The organism is Mycolicibacterium boenickei (genome assembly GCF_010731295.1).
GTDB lineage: Bacteria > Actinomycetota > Actinomycetes > Mycobacteriales > Mycobacteriaceae > Mycobacterium > Mycobacterium boenickei.
This window is the reverse complement of sequence record NZ_AP022579.1, coordinates 2559577-2577405: the sequence shown is the minus strand read 5'-3', so window position 1 is coordinate 2577405 and position 17829 is coordinate 2559577. Positions and strand designations below refer to the sequence as shown.

The following is a 17829-nucleotide window of genomic DNA, read 5'->3' as shown; positions in this document are numbered from 1 at the left end:
CCAATTTGATTACCAGAGTGCTCGTCGCCAACCGCGGCGAGATCGCCCGCCGGGTATTCGAGACCTGCCGTCGTCTCGGCATCGGCACGGTCGCGGTGTACACCGAGCCCGACGCCGCATCCCCGCATGTCGCCGAGGCCGACGCGCGCGTGCGTCTCGAGGGCAACAACGGCTATCTCGATTCCGCGCAGATCATCGCGGCCGCCCGGGCCTCGGGCGCCGACGCCATCCATCCCGGGTACGGGTTCCTGTCCGAGAACCCGGATTTCGCGGCTGCCGTGATCGACGCCGGGCTGACCTGGATCGGCCCGCCGGTGAAGGCCGTGCAGGCCATGGGCTCCAAGATCGAGGCCAAGAAGATGATGGCCGCGGCCGGCGTTCCGGTGCTGACCGAGCTCGACCCGTCGACCGTGACGGCCGACCAGCTGCCGGTACTGGTCAAGGCCTCGGCCGGTGGCGGTGGCCGCGGCATGCGCGTGGTGCGCGAACTGTCGGACCTGGCAAGCGAAGTGGCCGCGGCCCAGCGCGAGGCGCAGTCGGCGTTCGGCGATCCGACGGTGTTCTGCGAGCGCTACCTGGCGGCAGGCCATCACGTCGAGGTGCAGGTGCTGGCCGATCAGCACGGCACCGTGTGGGCGGTCGGTGAGCGTGAGTGCTCGATCCAGCGCCGTCATCAGAAGGTGATCGAGGAAGCCCCGTCGCCACTGGTGGAGCGCACTCCGGGAATGCGCGAGAAGCTGTTCGACGCCGCCCGGCTGGCTGCCGAGGCGATCGGCTACGCCGGCGCCGGCACGGTCGAGTTCATGGCGGACGAGCAGGGCGACTTCTTCTTCCTGGAGATGAACACCCGCCTGCAGGTGGAGCATCCGGTCACCGAGGCCACCACCGGGCTCGATCTCGTCGAGCTGCAGATCCTGGCCGCCGACGGCGGACGACTGGACGCCACGCCCCCGGCATCCCACGGCTCTGCCATCGAGGTCCGCCTGTACGCGGAGGATCCGGCCAAGGGCTGGCAGCCGCAGGCCGGCACCGTGCACCGGTTCGACGTCCCCGGGCAGGTGCGTGTCGATACCGGTATCGAGGACGGCTCCGTGGTGTCGATCTTCTACGACCCGATGCTGGCCAAGGTCATCTCGTACGCCCCGACCCGCCGCCAGGCCGCCACCGTGCTGGCCGATGCGTTGGCCCGCACCCGGATTCACGGACTGCGCACCAACCGCGATCTGCTGGTCAACGTGCTGCGGCATCCGGCGTTCCTGGACGGTGCCACCGACACCGCGTTCTTCGACACGCACGGCCTCGACACCCTCGCCGCCCCGCTGGCCGATGCGGGCGCGGTGACGCTCTCGGGCATCGCGGCCGCATTGGCCGACGCCGCGCACAATCGCAGCACCGCACGCGTTTTCGGTGCGGCGCCCAGCGGATGGCGCAATCTCGCGTCGGGCTACCAGTCCCGGTCGTACCGCGACTCCGCGAGTGACGACGTTCCGGTGCGCTACCGGTTCACCCGCACCGGGGTCGAGCTGCCCGACGACGACGGGGTTTCCCTGGTCTCGGCCACGCCGAACCGCGTGGTGCTCTCGATCAACGGTGTCGAGCGGGCATTCGACGTGGCCCGGTATGGCGATCAGGTGTTCGTGGACTCCCCGCTGGGGCCCGTCCAGCTCACCGCCCTGCCCCGCTTCCCCGATCCGGACGACGCGGTCGCACACGGTTCGTTGCTGGCACCCATGCCCGGTTCGGTGGTGCGCGTCGGCGCTGCCGTCGGTGACACCGTCACCGCCGGGCAGCCGCTCATTTGGCTGGAAGCCATGAAGATGGAACACACCATCGCCGCACCCGAGGACGGGGTGCTGGCCGAACTCAATGTCGCCGCGGGACAGCAGGTCGAGGTCGGCGCCGTACTTGCCCGAGTAGAAACCCCTGAAGGAGAACAATCATGAGTTTCATCGAGACCGAAGAGCAGAAGGCACTGCGCCAGGCGGTGGCCGCAATGGTCGCCAACTACGGGCAGGACTACTACCTGGAGAAGGCCCGCGCCGGTCAGCACACCACCGAATTGTGGAACGAGGCAGGCAAAGTCGGGTTCATCGGGGTGAACCTCCCCGAGGAGTACGGCGGCGGCGGCGCCGGCATGTACGAGCTGTCCCTGGTGATGGAGGAGATGGCGGCCGGCGGTTCGGCGCTGCTGATGATGGTTGTCTCCCCCGCGATCAACGGCACGATCATCTCGAAGTTCGGCACCGAGGAGCAGAAGAAACGGTGGATCCCCGGCATCGCCGACGGGTCGATCACGATGGCCTTCGCGATCACCGAGCCTGACGCGGGTTCCAACAGCCACCGCATCACCACCACGGCCCGCCGCGACGGCAGCGACTGGATCCTCAAGGGCCAGAAGACGTTCATCTCCGGTATCGACCAGGCCCAGGCCGTGCTCGTCGTCGGCCGCACCGAGGATCACAAGACCGGCAACCTCAAGCCCGCGCTGTTCGTCATCCCCACCGACACCCCGGGCCTGAACTGGACCAAGATCGAGATGGAGATCGTCAGCCCGGAGAGCCAGTTCCAGGTGTTCCTCGACGATGTGCGGCTGCCGGCCGATGCGCTGGTGGGCTCGGAGGACGCCGCGATCGCGCAGCTGTTCGCCGGGCTCAATCCCGAACGGATCATGGGAGCGGCGTCGGCGGTCGGCATGGGCCGGTTCGCGATCAACAAGGCCGTCGAGTACGTGAAGACCCGGCAGGTCTGGAAGGTGCCGATCGGCTCGCACCAGGGCCTGTCGCATCCGTTGGCGCAGAACCACATCGAGATCGAGCTGGCCAAGCTGATGATGCAGAAGGCCGCGACCCTGTACGACTCGGGCGACGACTTCGGCGCGGCCGAGGCGGCCAACATGGCCAAGTACGCCGCGGGTGAGGCGTCGGTGCGCGCGGTGGATCAGGCCGTGCAGTCACTCGGCGGCAACGGTCTGACCAAGGAGTACGGCATCGCCGCCGCGGTCAACGCATCGAAGCTGGCCCGCATCGCCCCGGTGAGCCGCGAGATGATCCTGAACTTCGTCGCGCAGACCTCGCTCGGTCTGCCCCGGTCGTACTGAGGCGCCCGATGACCGCGTTGGTTCACTACTCGGTCTCCGGCAACGTCGCCCGGCTGACCCTGGACTCTCCGCACAACCGCAACGCGCTGTCCACAGCGCTGGTCGAGCAGTTGCTCCAGGGCTTCTCCGACGCCGCTGCCGAGCCCGGGGTCCGGGTGGTGGTGCTCGGTCATACCGGTGGAACCTTCTGTGCCGGAGCCGATCTCAGCGAAGCCGCCGGCCAGGATCCCGGGGACATCGCCGTGGGGCGGGCCCGTGAGATGACCAAGCTGCTCCGGACGATCCTGGAGTTGCCGGTCCCGGTGATCGGCGCGATCGACGGGCACGTGCGGGCCGGCGGGATGGGACTCGTCGGCGCGTGCGATCTCGTCGTCGCCGGACCACAGAGCACGTTCGCGTTGACCGAGGCGCGGATCGGCGTTGCACCGTCGATCATCTCGCTGACCCTGTTGCCGAAGTTGGCGCCCCGGGCGGCGGGACGCTACTTCGTCACAGGTGAGAAGTTCGGCGCCGCCGAGGCGGCCGAGATCGGGTTGATCACGCAGTCCGCTGACGACGTCGAGGGCGCGGTGGCCGCGCTGGCGGGTGAGATCGCGAAGGGTTCACCGCAGGGGCTGGCGACGTCGAAGGCGCTGACGACGGCATCGATTCTGCGTGGGTTCGATCGGGATGCCGAGGATCTGACCCGACAGTCCGCGCAGCTGTTCGTCTCCGACGAGGCCCGCGAGGGCATGATGGCGTTCCTGCAGAAGCGCCCGCCGAACTGGGTGACCGGCTGAGCCGAGCACGCTGCGCCGAACCGCTGGAACGGGTTGCAACCGCCGACCCCATTGATTGCATTCGCAAGTATCTAGGTTTTGAATTCTTACTTGCCCCTAGCATCGTCAGCGTGGCGACCATAAAGGAGCCAAAGGCTACAGAGTGCAGGTATGCAGTTAGCCGCACCTGCTAGCTTAAATTCATAATCAGCCGAATCGAATCCGCGACGGCGTCTAGTGCGGTTACCTTCCCGGTGTCAAACATCCCTCCGGAAGGAATCGCCGATGCATGCAGCGCTGAGGCCCTACGCAACGGCAGGCCTCGCACTAGCGGGGGCAGGCGTCATCGCCGTGTCCCCCGTCGCACCACCACCACCTACCCCGACACAGCTGTCAACCGCCGCAGTACAACTCTCCGCCGTCGTCGACCCCCTGACCCGTTGGGTTCAGGTCGCCAACGACACCGCCAGTAATGCCGGCGAGATCGCCACCCACTGGTTGAACAATCCATTGCCGCTGACACGGCAGGTGGTCACGAACTTGCAGACCTACGCCGGTTGGCTCGCCACCGGTATGCAGGGCGCCATTCCGGCGCTACAGAACTGGGCGACGGTGACGATGGTCGACGCGCTCGAGACCGCCGGAGAACAACTACAGGCCGGACAGCCCGCGCTCGCATCGGAAACCATCGCAAACGCGTTGTCCTCGGTCCTGTTCGCCGGATTCCCGCTCATGAGCCTGTTGAGCGTGCCCGGCACGATGATCGACCACCTCGAAACCGTGGTGCGGGGGGTCATCGGCATCTCGACCATGTCCACCCTCATGGGACTGGTCGTCAATACCCCGGGCACGGTGCTGAAGTCGCTGGGTAGCACCGCACAAACCGCACTCGATGCCTACGAGGCCGGCGACACCACCGGGGCGTTGTTCGCAATCGCCAATGCCCCGGCCGAGCTGACCGATGCCCTGATCAACAAGCCCGGCGGAATTCTGGATTACCGCAAGATCTTCACCTGCCAGTGCGTGGTCGTCGGCGGTCCGGTCGTCCAGTTGCTGCTCAAGCTGCCGGAACAGCTTGCCAAGCAGATCGCTCTGCCGCCCCCTGCCGCGGCTGCCACCACCTCCGCAGTAGCGGAGGTGGCCACGGAATCCCCCGGAACCGGTGATCCGGCGCCTGCCGCTGCCCCGGAACCCGCGGGGACAGTGCCCGAGGCCACCGCCGACGAGGACGTCGCTCCCGTGGAGGTCGTCAGTTCCAATGGCGCGACGGATCTTTCGGCAGGCAACAAGGCGGTTCCCGGCAAACTCGGCACCACATCGGTCCGCTCGGCCGACCAGGTACGCGCATCACTAGAGTCTGCCGGCAGCCAAATCGGCAAGGGAATCAACGATATTCGCGACAACGTCACCAAGTCCCTGAAGGGACTCAGTGGCAGCTCGGCGAAGTCCACACCGGGAAGCAGTTCGGCCGGCGGGGACGCCGAGACCGGCTGAGATTCAACCCTCCGGCCAGAGTTGGACGCGGATGACCACGCGCGTTTGCGCCGCCCGCGTGAGGTCATCCGCGTCGAACCGCCCCTGCGCAGCCCGGCGCACGTGGTGAAACCGCGCATCGCGGGGCCTGGTCGCCAGGAAGCTCTCGATGACCGCCAGGTTGGCCGCGCCGGTCGACGCCTCGGCATATCCACCAAAGCGTTTGCGCCCCAACAACACCGTGACATCGGCGCCACCGCGTAGGTTCTTCCACCAGGTGTTCTCGATTCCCGTGATACACATGATGGCCGCACCGTCGGCCACGTAACTGATCGGGATCTCGTAGCGTCGACCGGTGCGCCGGCCCGTCACGGTGAGGAGCATCATCGAGCCGCTCAGCCAGCCGTGCGCCGGGGACCGCAGCACGGTCTTGACCAGCGGAGTGACAGCCCGCACCAGCAGCCGCAGATAGGCCGGCGGGGCGGAACTTTCGCTCATCCTCGGTCGATCACCTGCCGTGTGCGGCGATGCCGTTGAGCAGCCTCTCCAGGGCGGCCATCGAATCCCGGCTCTCCCGTTCGGGATCCGAGGACCGGGCGACCGTCATCGCGGCCTCGCACATCGCGCCGTGCAGGAGGTGCGCGAGGGGTTCCACACGTTGTTCGGGAAGGTGACCGTCGGCGATCACCTGGGCCAGCCCCAGCCGTAGCAGTGACGTGACGTGCTCGTCCTCGAGGTCACGCATGGCCTCCCATCCCAGTACCGCGGGCGCGTCGATCAACGTGATGCGCTGAACTCCGGGATCGAGCACCGCCTCGAAGAACCCGCGACAGCCCCGTAGGAACCGCTGCCAACTGTCTTTGGTGCCACGGGCCGCACGGTTCACCGCTTCGCCGATCGCGCGCTGCTCGTTCTCGAAGACGGCGGCGAAGAGGCCTTTCTTACCCTCGAAGTGGTGGTACAGGGCACCTTTGGTCATGCCGGCGCGCTCCGCGACGTTGTCGACGAACGTGTTGTCGTAACCATCAGCGGCGAACCGCTCACGTGCCACCACCAGGATCTGATCGATGGTTGCGCGCGTGCGTTCGGCCTGGGTGCGCGGTCCGGGCATGCCGCCAATCTACACGATTCATACTTGAAGTACATACTTGGCGTATGTTAATACTCGAGGTATGCAAGTTCAACGGCACGTCTGCCCGCTCTGCGAGGCCGGATGCGGGCTTGAGAGCAGCGTGGACGCGGGTGAGGTCATCGCCATCCGGGGCAACCGCGACCACGTGTTGAGCCGTGGGCATCTGTGCCCGAAGGCGATCGGCCTCATGGAACTGCACCGGGATGCCGACCGGTTGCGAAAACCCTTGTTACGCAGGCCCAGTGGCAAACTCGTCTCGGCATCCTGGGACGAGGCGTTCGCCGTGATCGATCAGCGCCTCACCGCGATCATCGATCGCCACGGCACCGACGCCGTCGCGCTGTATCTGGGCAATCCCGTGGCGCACGACTTCGCGACGACGCTGTACGCCAGCACGCTGATGCGGACCCTCGGTTCGCGCAATGTCTACACCGCCAACACCGTCGACGCGATGCCGAAGTTCGTCTCCTGCCAGCTCATGTTCGGCGGCATGTATACCGTCCCGCTCCCCGACATCGACCGCTGCTCGTATCTGCTGATCCTGGGCGCCAATCCTCTGGTGTCGAACGGGAGTCTGCTCACCGCACCGGGAATGCGGGCTCGGCTCCGCGCACTGCGCCGCCGCGGGGGACGTCTGATCGTGGTCGATCCGAAGCGCACGCAGACCGCGCAGGAGGCCGACCGGCATTTCCCGATTCGCCCCGGAGCCGACGCCCTGCTGCTGTTCGCGCTGATCCACGTGCTGGCCGGTGAAAACCTGATCAACCTGCGGGGCCTGGAGGCCCACGTCCGCGACATCGAGACCGTCACTGCGCTGGCGCTGGACTTCTCCCCCGAAGCCGTTGCACCGCAATGCGGAATCGCGGCCGAAGAGATCCGCCGGCTGGCACGCGAGCTGGCGGCAGCGCCCGCCGCCGCCGTGTACGGCCGCACCGGTACGTGCACTCAGCGATTCGGCACCGTGACGAGCTGGCTGATCGACGTGCTCAACGTCCTGACCGGCAACCTGGACCGCCCCGGCGGAGCGATGTTCGCCACTCCGGCAGCCGATCTACGGCGGTTGAGTGGCCGGCCCGACGCCGCGATCGGGCGCTGGCACAGCCGGGTTCGCGGCGCTCCCGAGACGCTGGGTGAACTCCCGTTGGCCTGCCTGGCCGAGGAGATCGACACTCCCGGACCGGGACAGGTCAAGGCGCTCATCACAGTGGCCGGCAATCCAGCGCGGTCGGCCCCGGACAGCACGCGGCTGACTGCCGCGTTCGATCAGCTGGAACTGATGGTCAGCCTGGATCTGTATCGCAACGAGACCGCGACGCACGCCGACGTCGTGCTCCCGGCACCCTCGCCGCTCACGAAGTCCCACTACGACCTGTTCTTCGGCCACTTCGCGATCCGCAACACCGCGACATTCTCACCGCCGGTGCTGCCACCCGAGCCCGGCGACAGGCCGGACTGGCAGTCCCTGCTGCGGCTGATCGGAATCGTTGCGCGGCAGGGTGCCTCGGCCGATCTCGACCTGATCGACGACATGGTGGCGGGGTCACTCGCAAACACGCTCGGGGTCAGTCCAGATCCGGATGCGACGGCGCCGCGCGGGCCCGAACGTCTCCTCGACCTGTTGCTCCGGGCCGGGCCCTATCGCGATCGCGGCGAGCCGCTGACCGTCGCACGGCTGCGTGAGTACCCCGACGGGCTGGACTTCGGGCCTCTCACTCCACAGCTGCCCGCGGTGCTCAACACCCCGTCGGGGCTCATCGAGCTGGCCCCGGAACTGTTGGTGGAGGACGTCGCCCGGCTGCGGGACGACCTTCATGCACAGCATTCGAACGGGATGATCTTGATCGGCCGCCGCCATCTGCGCTCCAACAACTCGTGGATGCACAACCTGCCCACGCTTGCCAAGGGCCCCGACCGTTGCACCTTGCAAGTCCATCCCGACGACGTCGCACGCCTGGCACTGGGGCCGCACGCGACCGTGACGTCGCGGACCGGCGCGGTCGACGTCCCCGTGGAGGTCAGCGACGCCGTCACCCCCGGCGTGGTGTCCCTTCCCCACGGTTGGGGGCACGACGAACCCGAGGCGTCCGTGCACCTTGCCGGCCGACGGCCGGGCGTCAACAGCAACGTTCTGGCCGACGGCACGGAGCTCGACCCCCTGTCGGGGACGGCGGTGCTCAACGGCATCCCGGTCCAGATCCGCACCGCACCAGTGAGAGGAGAAGTCGATGGACACTGACCAGCTTGAGGTGCTGCGCGACAGCTTGCGCAGCTACGCCGAGGCCAAGAACCGGCACGACGTGGAGGCCATCGTCGCCGCCTACGCCCCTGACGGCAGCTATCTGGACCCCGCTGTCCGCCAGCCCGTTTCGGGTCATGCTCAACTGAGGACCTTCTACGAAGCGGTATTCCGGTCGATCCCCGACTACCGGGGTGAGTTCGACGGCGTGGCTTTCGGCGAAGACACCGCGGTGGCGTGGGGCCGGATGACGGGGACGGTGGGTGACGATCTTCTCGGGTTGCCCACCGCGGCGGGCAGCCGAATCGACGTACCCGTCACCTTCGTCTGCACGTTCCGCGATGGCCAACTGGTCAGCGACGTCGGCTATTTCGACCCCGAGCTGCTCCGCCGCCAAGCCGGTGTACGCGCAGCAGGCTCCGACGCCGAATCCTTCGTCGCGGGCTGGGCGAAGTTCTGGGCGTCGCCGGGAGACGCCAGCGGGGTTCACGACCTGGTCACCGACGATGTTGCCCTGCACTGGCCGGGCGCCACCGAGCCGGTACGCGGACGTGATGCGTACGCCGGCCGACTGGCCGCCGCCGTACAGCTCATCCCGGACCTGACCTTGTCGGTGGTCGAGTTCGCCTATCGCGACGGTCTTCTCATGCTCGCGTGGGAAGGCCGCGGCACGATCGCCGGGGAGCTCCGCCGGTGGCCCGGGGTCGACCGGTTTCGCCTGCACGGAAACCGAAGTGCCGAAACCACTGTCGTGTTCGACACCTCGGCCCTGTTGTCCGCCGTTCCCGCAGGCAATCGTTGACCCGAGGAGACCTTCATGCGCGCCATCATTCAAGACGAATGGGACGGTCCGGACTCTGTGCGCCTGGCCGAAACACCCGAGCCACGTCCCGCCCCCACCGAGGTGAAGGTCCGGGTCCACGCCGCGGGCGTCAACCCGGTCGACTACTACACAAGCCGCGGCCTGGCGTACAACCGGATGCTTGAGCTGCCTTTCATCCACGGTTGGGACGTGGCCGGGGTGGTCGAGGAGGTCGGCTACGGTGTCAGCCGATTTCAGGCGGGCGATCGCGTCTTCGGCATGCCCTGGTTTCCGCGGCAGGCGGGCGGCTACGCCGAGTTCGTCACCGCACCGTCGCGCCACTTCGCGTCAATCCCAACCGGACTGAGCTTCACCGAGGCAGCAGCGCTGCCGCTGGCGGGGCTCACCGCATGGCAGATGCTCGTCGACGTGGCCCAGGTGAGCTCCGGTCAGCTCGTGCTGGTCTCGGCCGCGGCAGGCGGCGTCGGCCATCTCGCCGTCCAGATCGCCAAGGCGCGCGGCGCGTACGTCATCGGCACCGCACGGGCCGCCAAGCACGACTTCGTTCGCAGTATGGGCGCCGACGAAGTGGTCGACTACACCACCACTCCGGTCCACGAGGTCGTCAGCGACGTGGATGCGGTGATCCAGATGTTCGGCGGGGATGCCGGGGTCAAAGCCCTGGAGTGTCTCCGTCCGGGCGGGGTCCTCGTCAGTGCCCAGGCCGCCTGGACGCCCGGTCTGTTCCCGCGGGCGAGAGAGTTGAACGTCCACGCGTACGACTACCTCGTCGAGCCCGATGCGGCCGGCCTGCAGTCCATCGCCGGCCTCGCGGCGGACGGACGACTGCGGGTCCATGTCGCCGCCCAGTACCCGCTGTCGGAGGCCGCGCAGGCGCTGAAAGTGATCGGCGAGGGCCGCACCAGCGGCAAGATCGTGCTGGATGTCGAGCCGGAGAACTGACTGGTCGAGCCCCGCCGTCCCTGGCCGAAGCGACGCCATCCGGCAGTGGCGGCGTCGCGAATCACACAGGTCAGCCACCACCCGCGCGGCGGCGGGTAATTCCCTGTGGCAGCACACGTTGCGACGCATCTGTCGCATCGCCGCCGGCGGTTCTACCGTTTTCTGTGCGGACGTACTCTGCCGTGCCGTATCCCCATGAAAGGTCGGAATCATGGCCGATGATCAGAACAAGGCGATTGCGCGACGCGTATGGGAGGTCTTCGCCTCCGGGGAGCTCAACGAGCTGGATGATCTCGTCGCCGAAGGCGCGGCCTACCACGACACCCAGGATCCGTTCGGGGATCAGCGCGGCCCTCAGCACATGAAGAGCCTGATCGACATGTACCGGAAGTCGTTCTCCAACATCAAGTTCGACATCAAGATGCAAATCGCCGAAGGCGACTACGTGTGCACCTTACTCGAGGCCCAGGGCGACAACACCGGCGAGCTCATGGGTCAGCCGGCCACCGGCAAGCACGCGCGGATCAACCTGACCGACACCACCCGGATCGAGGACGGCAAGATCGCCGAGAACTGGGTCACCTGGGACACGCTGGGGATGCTGCAGCAACTCGGGTTGATCCCGGCAGGAGCGCAGCAGCAGACGACACCCGCCTGAGCTTGTTGTCCGCCGGGTCCAGGGCCGGCCGCGGCCCTGGACCCGCACCCTGACTCGCATTGCCCGGCAACGAGCATTGCCGGGACCTGGCCGCGCAGCGTCATCGACGCTCGCGGCGGTGTGCGCTGCGCGGCTTCTGCGATCGCAGTCGCGCATTCTCCGAAGCGAGCTCGCCGTTGGTCGACGCCAGCTCGGCGTTGCGGTCCTGCAGCGGCAGAATCTGGGCGATGCCCGCGATGTTGACACCGTCGGCGACCAATTCGGCTATCCGCTGCAGCCGGTCGAGGTCGTCGTCGCTGTAGCGGCGGGTGCCGCCTTCCGTACGTGCCGGGGTGAGCAGTCCGCGCCGCTCGTACAGGCGCAGGGTCTGCGGGTCGATTCCGCTCAGCTCAGCGGCCACAGAAATGCCGTATACCCCACGCGCCGATCGCGTCACCGCATCGCTCTGCACGTCCAAACGTTTCCCTTCTCCCCGATTTGATGCACATTCATCCTTGCACGAGTCGAAAAGCAGTGCTATAAGAAACTTATGTCATCTGACACAGATATTCTGTGACCAGCAGAGTGGGTTAGGAGGCAGAGATCATGTTGATGCGTACCGATCCGTTCCGTGACTTCGATCGACTGGCCCAGCAGGTACTGGGCACCACGGCCCGTCCGGCGGTGATGCCGATGGACGCCTGGCGCGAGGGCGACAGGTTCATCGTCGAGTTCGATCTGCCTGGGGTGGACGTGAATTCGCTCAACCTCGATGTGGAGCGCAATGTGCTCACCGTGCACGCCCAGCGTCCCGAACTGGATCCCGACCGGGAACTCGTCTCGGCCGAGCGTGCGCGCGGAGTGTTCAGCCGGCAGCTGTTCCTGGGCGAGACGCTGGACACCGACGCGATCGAGGCCAACTACGCCGGTGGGGTGTTGCGGTTGACCATCCCGGTGGCCGAGAAAGCCAAACCGCGCCGCATCGAGATCACGAGCGAGACCGACAAGACCGCTATCAACGCCTGACGAGGCCCACCGCACCCGCGGGGCCCGGGACGCCGCATCCGGGAAAGGGGGTGAGTGACATGGCGCCCGATATCCAACCCGATATCCGTTGGGACCGCAGCCTGCTCGATGAGGCGGCGGCGATCGTGGAGGCCGAGTGGATACGCCTTCGACAGGATGAGGCCCTATGGGAGCGTGAACTCGCCGACCTGCTCGCCGAGGGGTCTGCGCCCCGGCCCCGCCCTGGCCAGCTCGGCACGCGGAGCGCTCGATGCCGGCGCCCACGCCCACCGATACCAGCACTGCGGCGGCGGCTGCGGCGGCGATGGCTGCCCGCACCGGTGTCGGCTACCCAGCGTTCACCTCCGCACCACCTCGTACTGGAACACGTTGCCAGGCAAGGGAGGTGACCTTCATTCGATAGATCATCGAGGCCACCGACGCCGGTGTCGGCCACACCTGTCAGATAGTGGCGTCACCGCGACCGACACCGACGCCGGATGTCGGTCCACGCACGCACCGCCACCGGTAGTGGCGCACCGAACGGGGCGCGTACACACGGCGTCGTGGCCCCACACCAACCACCCTCGCCCACGGGTGGCCGAAGAATCCATCCACCGCGGTGGCTCCCGGCTTCACACGAAAGCCCGGGAGCCACCGCCCCAACGCCGAGAGGTCGCAGCGATGGTGCGCACCCAGCTTGACCCTTACCAGGTGTTGGGCGTGTCACCAGCGGCCACCCAAGACGAGATCACCCACGCCTACCGCACCCGGCTACGTGCCCACCACCCCGACACCCGTCACGCACCGTCCACACACGCCGCCGACCAATACCTCCAGCAGCTCCTGGCCGCCTACGGGCAATTGCGCAACCCCTCCCGCCGCGCCGAATACGACCGCGCCAACGGCACACCGTCACGATCCATCCCCGCCGACAATCCGACCGCAGGCCACGTCTCGATCCCCGTCACCCACCGCCCGACCGCTGACGCCAGCCCAGCCGTGCCGCCCTTGCAGGTCGGCCCCGTGCGCCGTCACCGCTAACACCAAAGCGTGGCCACATACGTAGATCAACAAAGGGCGAGAGCGTCCCCCGCGCTCTCCTCGTACAGCGCCGGTTCACAACCAGAATCGTGATTGACGCGCCCGAACTCAGGGCAGTAACCAGAGTTCGCCAGAAAGGTGCGACGACCGCAACGAGACCGGCCAACTGACGACGGATCGCACAGCCGTCGAACCCCACGTACGACCACGGCGAATCACCCTGCTGCATAGAACATGCCCCTCGGTCGGCGACGGAGTCCGCAGCAGGAGGCTGGGCCGACTACACCCAAGATCGCCATCTCGGCAAATTTGCCCTCGGGGAAATAACTGTTGTTACATTATGCAAATATTTGTAGGCCACATCACACTCCGAAGGCGGCGACATTGACGTCACAGCCCACTCCTCCCCGTCTGTCCATGGCTAAGACCGCTGCCACCACGGCAGCGGTCATTGCTACTGCGGCGGCGTTGACCGCAGGCGTCGCGTCATCCGCGCCGGAGGCACTCGCGGCCCACAACCGCAGTGTGCAAGCGGATGTCGAGCTGACTGCCGGCGTCGGCCAGGTCCCCGATATCGTCGGGATCTACGGCGTGGGCCCGATCTTCTGGACCGCGCAAGCCCTCGGAATCACGCCTGAAAACGTGATCAAGGCCGCCGGCGGGCTGACCGGCAACACCGCATTGGCCGAAACGGTCGTCGGGCTGCTGAACTTCATCGACGCCGTGACGCCGATCGAGGCCGGCGTCAAGGGTCCGATGCCCAACGACGTGTACGACGGTGTCAATGGGCTGACCTACACCACCGACGCCCTGGCTCAGTTGCTCGGCATTCGCGACGGGTCCGTCATGGACAAGATTGTCGACTGGCTCGTCGGCAACGCGCCCATACTGAATCAGCGCCGCGACATCATTCTGTCCGAGAGCCTGGGCGGGCTCACCACATCGCTGGCCTACCGCGACATGATCAATGCGGTCACATCCGACAGCGACGACTGGAAGATCGGGGTCACCGGCCAGTGGCTGATCTTCGTCAACAATGTCAGCCGCCCTGGCGGCGGATTGTTCGCATTGGCAACACCTTTCACCAACTTGTTCGGGCTGAACCTCACCACGCCGGACGCTGGCAGCTATACCAACCCCGACAAGACCAAGGTCCTCAATACCTCGATCCTCGACATCACCTGGGCGTACAACCCGCTGTCGGACGCGCCCACCACGCTGAACCCGCTGGCCTGGGCCAACTCGGCCGCGGCGGGCGTGTTCCTGACGTACCTGTTGCCCGACGAGGACAACAACATCGGCGATCATGTTCTGCCGAAGCTGATCTCCGGCATCGCTGACGGTGTCAAGGTGATGGTCGACCCGACCGGGGGCCAGGGCACCTCGTTGATTCCGGGCCTGGGCAAGCTACTCGACAGTCTTGGCATCAAGCTGCTTGCATTCCCCGGCAAGGCCACCTACATAACGTACGACTCGGGCAATCTCCCGTTGCTCGAGCCGTTCCGGGTTGCCCCGCATCTGCTCAACCTGCTTCCGGGCGTTGACATCCCGACTCCGTTGACCGACAGCATCGAGCCTGCGCTGCGCAAGTTGGTGAACATGGGGTACCAGGACGTCAACCCCAACGACCTGGAGCGTACGTTCAACGAAGCTGGCGAGCAGGCCTATCTGTGGCACTCTCCGCTCACCTCGACGCAACAGCTGGCCGCCGGCGAAATCGTTTTCGACGCACTGATCGACGGCATTCAGGCCAATGCCCTGAACCCGGAAGCCTGGACTCCGACGCTGCCGGGCGCGGACTTCAAGCCGATCGTGCAGAACGCTTTGACGGTGGCGGCCGCCAAGGCGATGAGCGACGCCCTGGAGGCCGTGCAGAAGGGCGCCGACCCCGTCTTCGATGCGGTCGAGAAGGGGCTGGCTCCCGTCACGCACGCTCTCGATGACATCAACGCTCAGATGGAAGCGGCCATCGACGGAATGCTGAAGGTCAACGGCTCGACGGCCAACAAGCAGTCCGCGAAGCAGGCCATCACCTCTGGCCCGACCAGCGACAGCGTGCTGAAGACCCTCAGCCTCGATGCCCCCGCCGCCGATTCCGAAGACACCGAATCCAACGACGCCGACGCGAAGGACACGCCCGTCAAGGACGTCCTCAAAGGCCTTGGTGTGGACAAGGACTCGCTGCAGACCACGGCGAAGGCCCGGGCCAAGGCCCGCCATGCCGCTGACGCGAGCGATCCCATCAAGAAGTCGGTCAAGGAGACCGTCGCCAAGGTGCGCGGTGCGGTCGATGACACCGCGAAGGAAGTCAAGAACGCCGTCGACAATGCCGCCCAAGACGTGAAAGACGCCACCAGCGGCAAGAAGGACACGGAGAAGACGAAGAAGCCCACGACCAAGAAGGCCAAGGCTGACAAGGCCGACAAGAAGGAGAAGTCGGCGGCGTAATCGCTGACAGCCCCGGCGACGCGTCGGTAGCGTGGCCGATATGCCACGCACAGTGCTCGTCACCGGGGCGACCGGCACTCTCGGCCACCACGTGGTGCCTGAGGCGACAGCCGCCGGTCACCAGGTCCGCGCATTGAGTCGTCGGGACAGGGTCGGATACACCGGCGTGCATTGGCACCAGGCCGACTTGCTCGACCCAGACAGTTTGAATGGCGCACTCGACGGCGTCGACGTCGTCATCCACTGCGCCACCCAAGCCACCGGAAGCAAGGACATCAAGGCGGCCCGGAACCTGATCGAGGCTGCGCGACGCAAGGGCGTCGGGCACCTCATCTATATCTCGATCGTCGGCATCGACGACATCCCGCTTCCCTATTACAAGACGAAGTTGCGGGTCGAGCAGACACTCGAAACCTCTGGCGTCGGCTACACGATTCTGCGCGCCACCCAGTTCCACGAGCTAATCGAAAAGACGTTCTCGGTGCAGCGATTCTCACCCGTTTTGTGGACCCTGCGCGACGTCCGATTCCAGCCCATCGACACCCGCGACGTGGCGACACGACTGGTCAATTTGATCGATTCAGAGCCGTCCGGACGGGTACCCGACATCGGTGGGCCCAGCGTCCACACTCACCCAGAACTGGGACAGATGTATCTCTCAGCACACAACAGCGTGCGTCGGGTGGCCAGATTCACCATCCCCGGGCGCATCGTCGCCGGTTACAGGTCGGGAGCCAATCTGACCCCGGAAAACGCGGTCGACGGCGCGTCGTTCCAGGACTATCTGGACGCCCACGGATAGGACATCCGCGTCGGGCGGGGTTCACTGTCGCAACCGTGGCGACACAGTTTGGCCATCGGTCTTGCATGTGCCAGCGATCGTCGTAGGCTCGACAGCGATGAGCACTTCAGCGCCGCAGGGCAGGTCGATGCGGGCTGCCGACACCGACCGCATTCAGGTGGCGCAGCTGCTCACTGATGCTGCCGCCGCGGGCCGGCTGCCGATGACCGAGTATGAGGACCGGCTAGCAAAGGCCTACGCGGCTCAGACCTATGACGATCTGGCGCGGCTGAGTCGCGACCTTCCCGGTGCGGTCAACTGTTCGGCCGGCCATTGTCGCCCGGCCCCCTCGACGCTGCTGTTGGCGATCATGAGCGGGTTCGAGCGCCGTGGTCGGTGGAACGTGCCGAAGAAGCTGACGACGTTCGCACTCTTCGGCGGCGGAGTGGTCGATCTTCGCTATGCCGACTTCACCGCACCCGATGTCGACGTCCGTACCTATTCGATCTTCGGCGGGCAGACCATCCTGGTGCCGCCCGAAGTGAACGTGGATCTACATGGCGTCGGAGTGATGGGGAACTTCGATCAGAGCGTCAACGGCGACGGCACCGACGGCGCACCGCGTGTCCACATCCGCGGCTTCTCGTTGTGGGGCAGCGTCAGCGTCAAACGCAAGAAGCGCCGTAACCAGATCGACGAGTGAACGAAAAACGGGCGGGCCCGAAGGCCCGCCCGTTCTCATGCCGAACGATCAGTGGTTGCAGCTCGCGGCGGCTACACAAGTCAGCGACTTGTTCGTGTTGGACGGCTTGGCGCTCGACACCTTGGCGGTGGGTCCGTCCCCGGCGATGGCAGCGGGCACGGCGCCCGGCAGGTCCTTCTCGTCCGGGAGGATCTTGTTGCCCAGGTACTGCTTCGAGTACTTCTGCGTCTGGTTGTAGTAGTACTTGCCGGCGTTGACGTTCAGCTCGCCCTGGACCACCCCGTTGGTGCCCTTGCTGGGGTCCGCGTAGTTCGCCGTGCCGAAGTTGGTGTGGTAGACCTCGCCCAACGGGCTGTCGTCGAGTGTCTTGTTGACGCCGGGCGTCTGGTTGAACACCTTGTCGCCGACGGCCTGGGCGGCCCGCACTCCCGGTGCGGGGTTGTCGAAGGCCGGCCGGCCCACAGCGTCGCCCGACGCGCTGGAGTCAGCGGACGCCAACCCCGTCGGCAAGGCCACCGCCAACGCGCCGCCCGCGATGACGCCCCCAACCAATGTCCGCGCCCGCACCGAACGCTCAGACATCTTCCGATGTTTTGCCATGCCTGTAACCTCTCGTGATTGGCGTTGCGCCGCAGCTAAATTGGGCCTACCCGGCAGACATTGCCGCTGGCCCGCCAGCGAACCTAAGGCACCGCAGACGCCCGCGATAGGTAGTGGCGATGTTGTTCATTTGCTGTTCGGCACCCGATC

17 protein-coding genes are annotated in these 17829 nt (G+C 66.4%); 13 read left to right on the top strand and 4 right to left on the bottom strand.

The genetic code is table 11. The annotated features are described in order from the left end of the window. Positions 1 to 5 precede the first annotated feature (5 nt). The 4 genes from G6N57_RS12230 to G6N57_RS12215 all read left to right on the top strand — a co-directional run bounded on the left by G6N57_RS12230 (position 6) and on the right by G6N57_RS12215 (position 5349). Positions 6 to 1943, top strand: a complete 1938-nt coding sequence (locus G6N57_RS12230) for an ATP-binding protein (protein WP_077743224.1) — start codon at positions 6 to 8, stop codon at positions 1941 to 1943. Beyond that, positions 1940 to 3097: an acyl-CoA dehydrogenase family protein gene (locus tag G6N57_RS12225; RefSeq protein WP_077742749.1), complete on the top strand. Its 1158-nt coding sequence runs from the start codon at positions 1940 to 1942 to the stop codon at positions 3095 to 3097. The genes G6N57_RS12230 and G6N57_RS12225 overlap by 4 nt, the downstream gene beginning before the upstream one ends. Positions 3098 to 3105: 8 nt before the next feature. Then, positions 3106 to 3876: an enoyl-CoA hydratase family protein gene (locus tag G6N57_RS12220; protein WP_077742748.1), complete on the top strand. Its 771-nt coding sequence runs from the start codon at positions 3106 to 3108 to the stop codon at positions 3874 to 3876. 264 nt (positions 3877 to 4140) lie between these two features. Then, positions 4141 to 5349 (top strand): hypothetical protein, encoded by a 1209-nt coding sequence (locus G6N57_RS12215; RefSeq protein WP_133118361.1) that lies wholly within the window; start codon positions 4141 to 4143, stop codon positions 5347 to 5349. Between the two features lie 3 nt (positions 5350 to 5352). Here G6N57_RS12215 and G6N57_RS12210 read toward each other — a convergent pair whose 3' ends face one another. After that, positions 5353 to 5826: a nitroreductase/quinone reductase family protein gene (locus G6N57_RS12210; RefSeq protein ID WP_077742746.1), complete on the bottom strand. Its 474-nt coding sequence runs from the start codon at positions 5824 to 5826 to the stop codon at positions 5353 to 5355. Positions 5827 to 5836: 10 nt separating this feature from the next. Next, positions 5837 to 6439: a TetR/AcrR family transcriptional regulator gene (locus tag G6N57_RS12205; protein ID WP_077742745.1), complete on the bottom strand. Its 603-nt coding sequence runs from the start codon at positions 6437 to 6439 to the stop codon at positions 5837 to 5839. Positions 6440 to 6500: 61 nt separating this feature from the next. On the opposite strand from G6N57_RS12205, the gene G6N57_RS12200 reads away from it, so the two are divergent. The 4 genes from G6N57_RS12200 to G6N57_RS12185 all read left to right on the top strand — a co-directional run bounded on the left by G6N57_RS12200 (position 6501) and on the right by G6N57_RS12185 (position 11119). Continuing rightward, positions 6501 to 8696: a molybdopterin-dependent oxidoreductase gene (locus tag G6N57_RS12200; protein WP_077742744.1), complete on the top strand. Its 2196-nt coding sequence runs from the start codon at positions 6501 to 6503 to the stop codon at positions 8694 to 8696. After that, a complete protein-coding gene (locus G6N57_RS12195; RefSeq protein WP_234815774.1) occupies positions 8686 to 9498 on the top strand; it encodes a nuclear transport factor 2 family protein in 813 nt (270 codons plus the stop codon). The genes G6N57_RS12200 and G6N57_RS12195 overlap by 11 nt, the downstream gene beginning before the upstream one ends. 15 nt (positions 9499 to 9513) lie before the next feature. Then, entirely contained in the window at positions 9514 to 10461 is a 948-nt protein-coding gene (locus G6N57_RS12190; RefSeq protein WP_077742743.1) for an NADP-dependent oxidoreductase, read from the top strand. A gap of 211 nt (positions 10462 to 10672) precedes the next feature. Beyond that, complete coding sequence (locus tag G6N57_RS12185) at positions 10673 to 11119, top strand: ester cyclase (protein WP_077742742.1); 447 nt, start codon at positions 10673 to 10675, stop codon at positions 11117 to 11119. 100 nt (positions 11120 to 11219) lie between these two features. Here the strand turns inward: G6N57_RS12185 and G6N57_RS12180 are convergent, their stop codons facing one another. Then, entirely contained in the window at positions 11220 to 11570 is a 351-nt protein-coding gene (locus G6N57_RS12180) for a MerR family transcriptional regulator (protein WP_077743222.1), read from the bottom strand. A gap of 134 nt (positions 11571 to 11704) precedes the next feature. Here G6N57_RS12180 and G6N57_RS12175 point away from each other — a divergent pair, with 134 nt between their 5' ends. The 5 genes from G6N57_RS12175 to G6N57_RS12155 all read left to right on the top strand — a co-directional run bounded on the left by G6N57_RS12175 (position 11705) and on the right by G6N57_RS12155 (position 17079). Continuing rightward, entirely contained in the window at positions 11705 to 12124 is a 420-nt protein-coding gene (locus G6N57_RS12175; RefSeq protein WP_077742741.1) for an Hsp20/alpha crystallin family protein, read from the top strand. Positions 12125 to 12787: 663 nt separating this feature from the next. Continuing rightward, on the top strand, positions 12788 to 13147 hold the full coding sequence (locus tag G6N57_RS12170; protein ID WP_077742740.1) for a J domain-containing protein: 360 nt from the start codon (positions 12788 to 12790) through the stop codon (positions 13145 to 13147). Positions 13148 to 13564: 417 nt separating this feature from the next. After that, positions 13565 to 15595 (top strand): alpha/beta hydrolase family protein, encoded by a 2031-nt coding sequence (locus G6N57_RS12165; protein ID WP_077742739.1) that lies wholly within the window; start codon positions 13565 to 13567, stop codon positions 15593 to 15595. A 40-nt stretch (positions 15596 to 15635) separates the two neighbouring features. Further along, the gene (locus tag G6N57_RS12160; protein ID WP_077743221.1) at positions 15636 to 16397 is read left to right on the top strand and encodes an SDR family oxidoreductase; all 762 of its coding nucleotides are present in this window, start codon (positions 15636 to 15638) and stop codon (positions 16395 to 16397) included. Positions 16398 to 16494: 97 nt separating this feature from the next. Beyond that, positions 16495 to 17079: a DUF1707 SHOCT-like domain-containing protein gene (locus tag G6N57_RS12155; protein WP_077742738.1), complete on the top strand. Its 585-nt coding sequence runs from the start codon at positions 16495 to 16497 to the stop codon at positions 17077 to 17079. Positions 17080 to 17127: 48 nt separating this feature from the next. On the opposite strand, the gene G6N57_RS12150 is transcribed toward G6N57_RS12155, so the two are convergent. Beyond that, complete coding sequence (locus G6N57_RS12150; RefSeq protein ID WP_077742737.1) at positions 17128 to 17661, bottom strand: hypothetical protein; 534 nt, start codon at positions 17659 to 17661, stop codon at positions 17128 to 17130. Positions 17662 to 17829 lie beyond the last annotated feature (168 nt).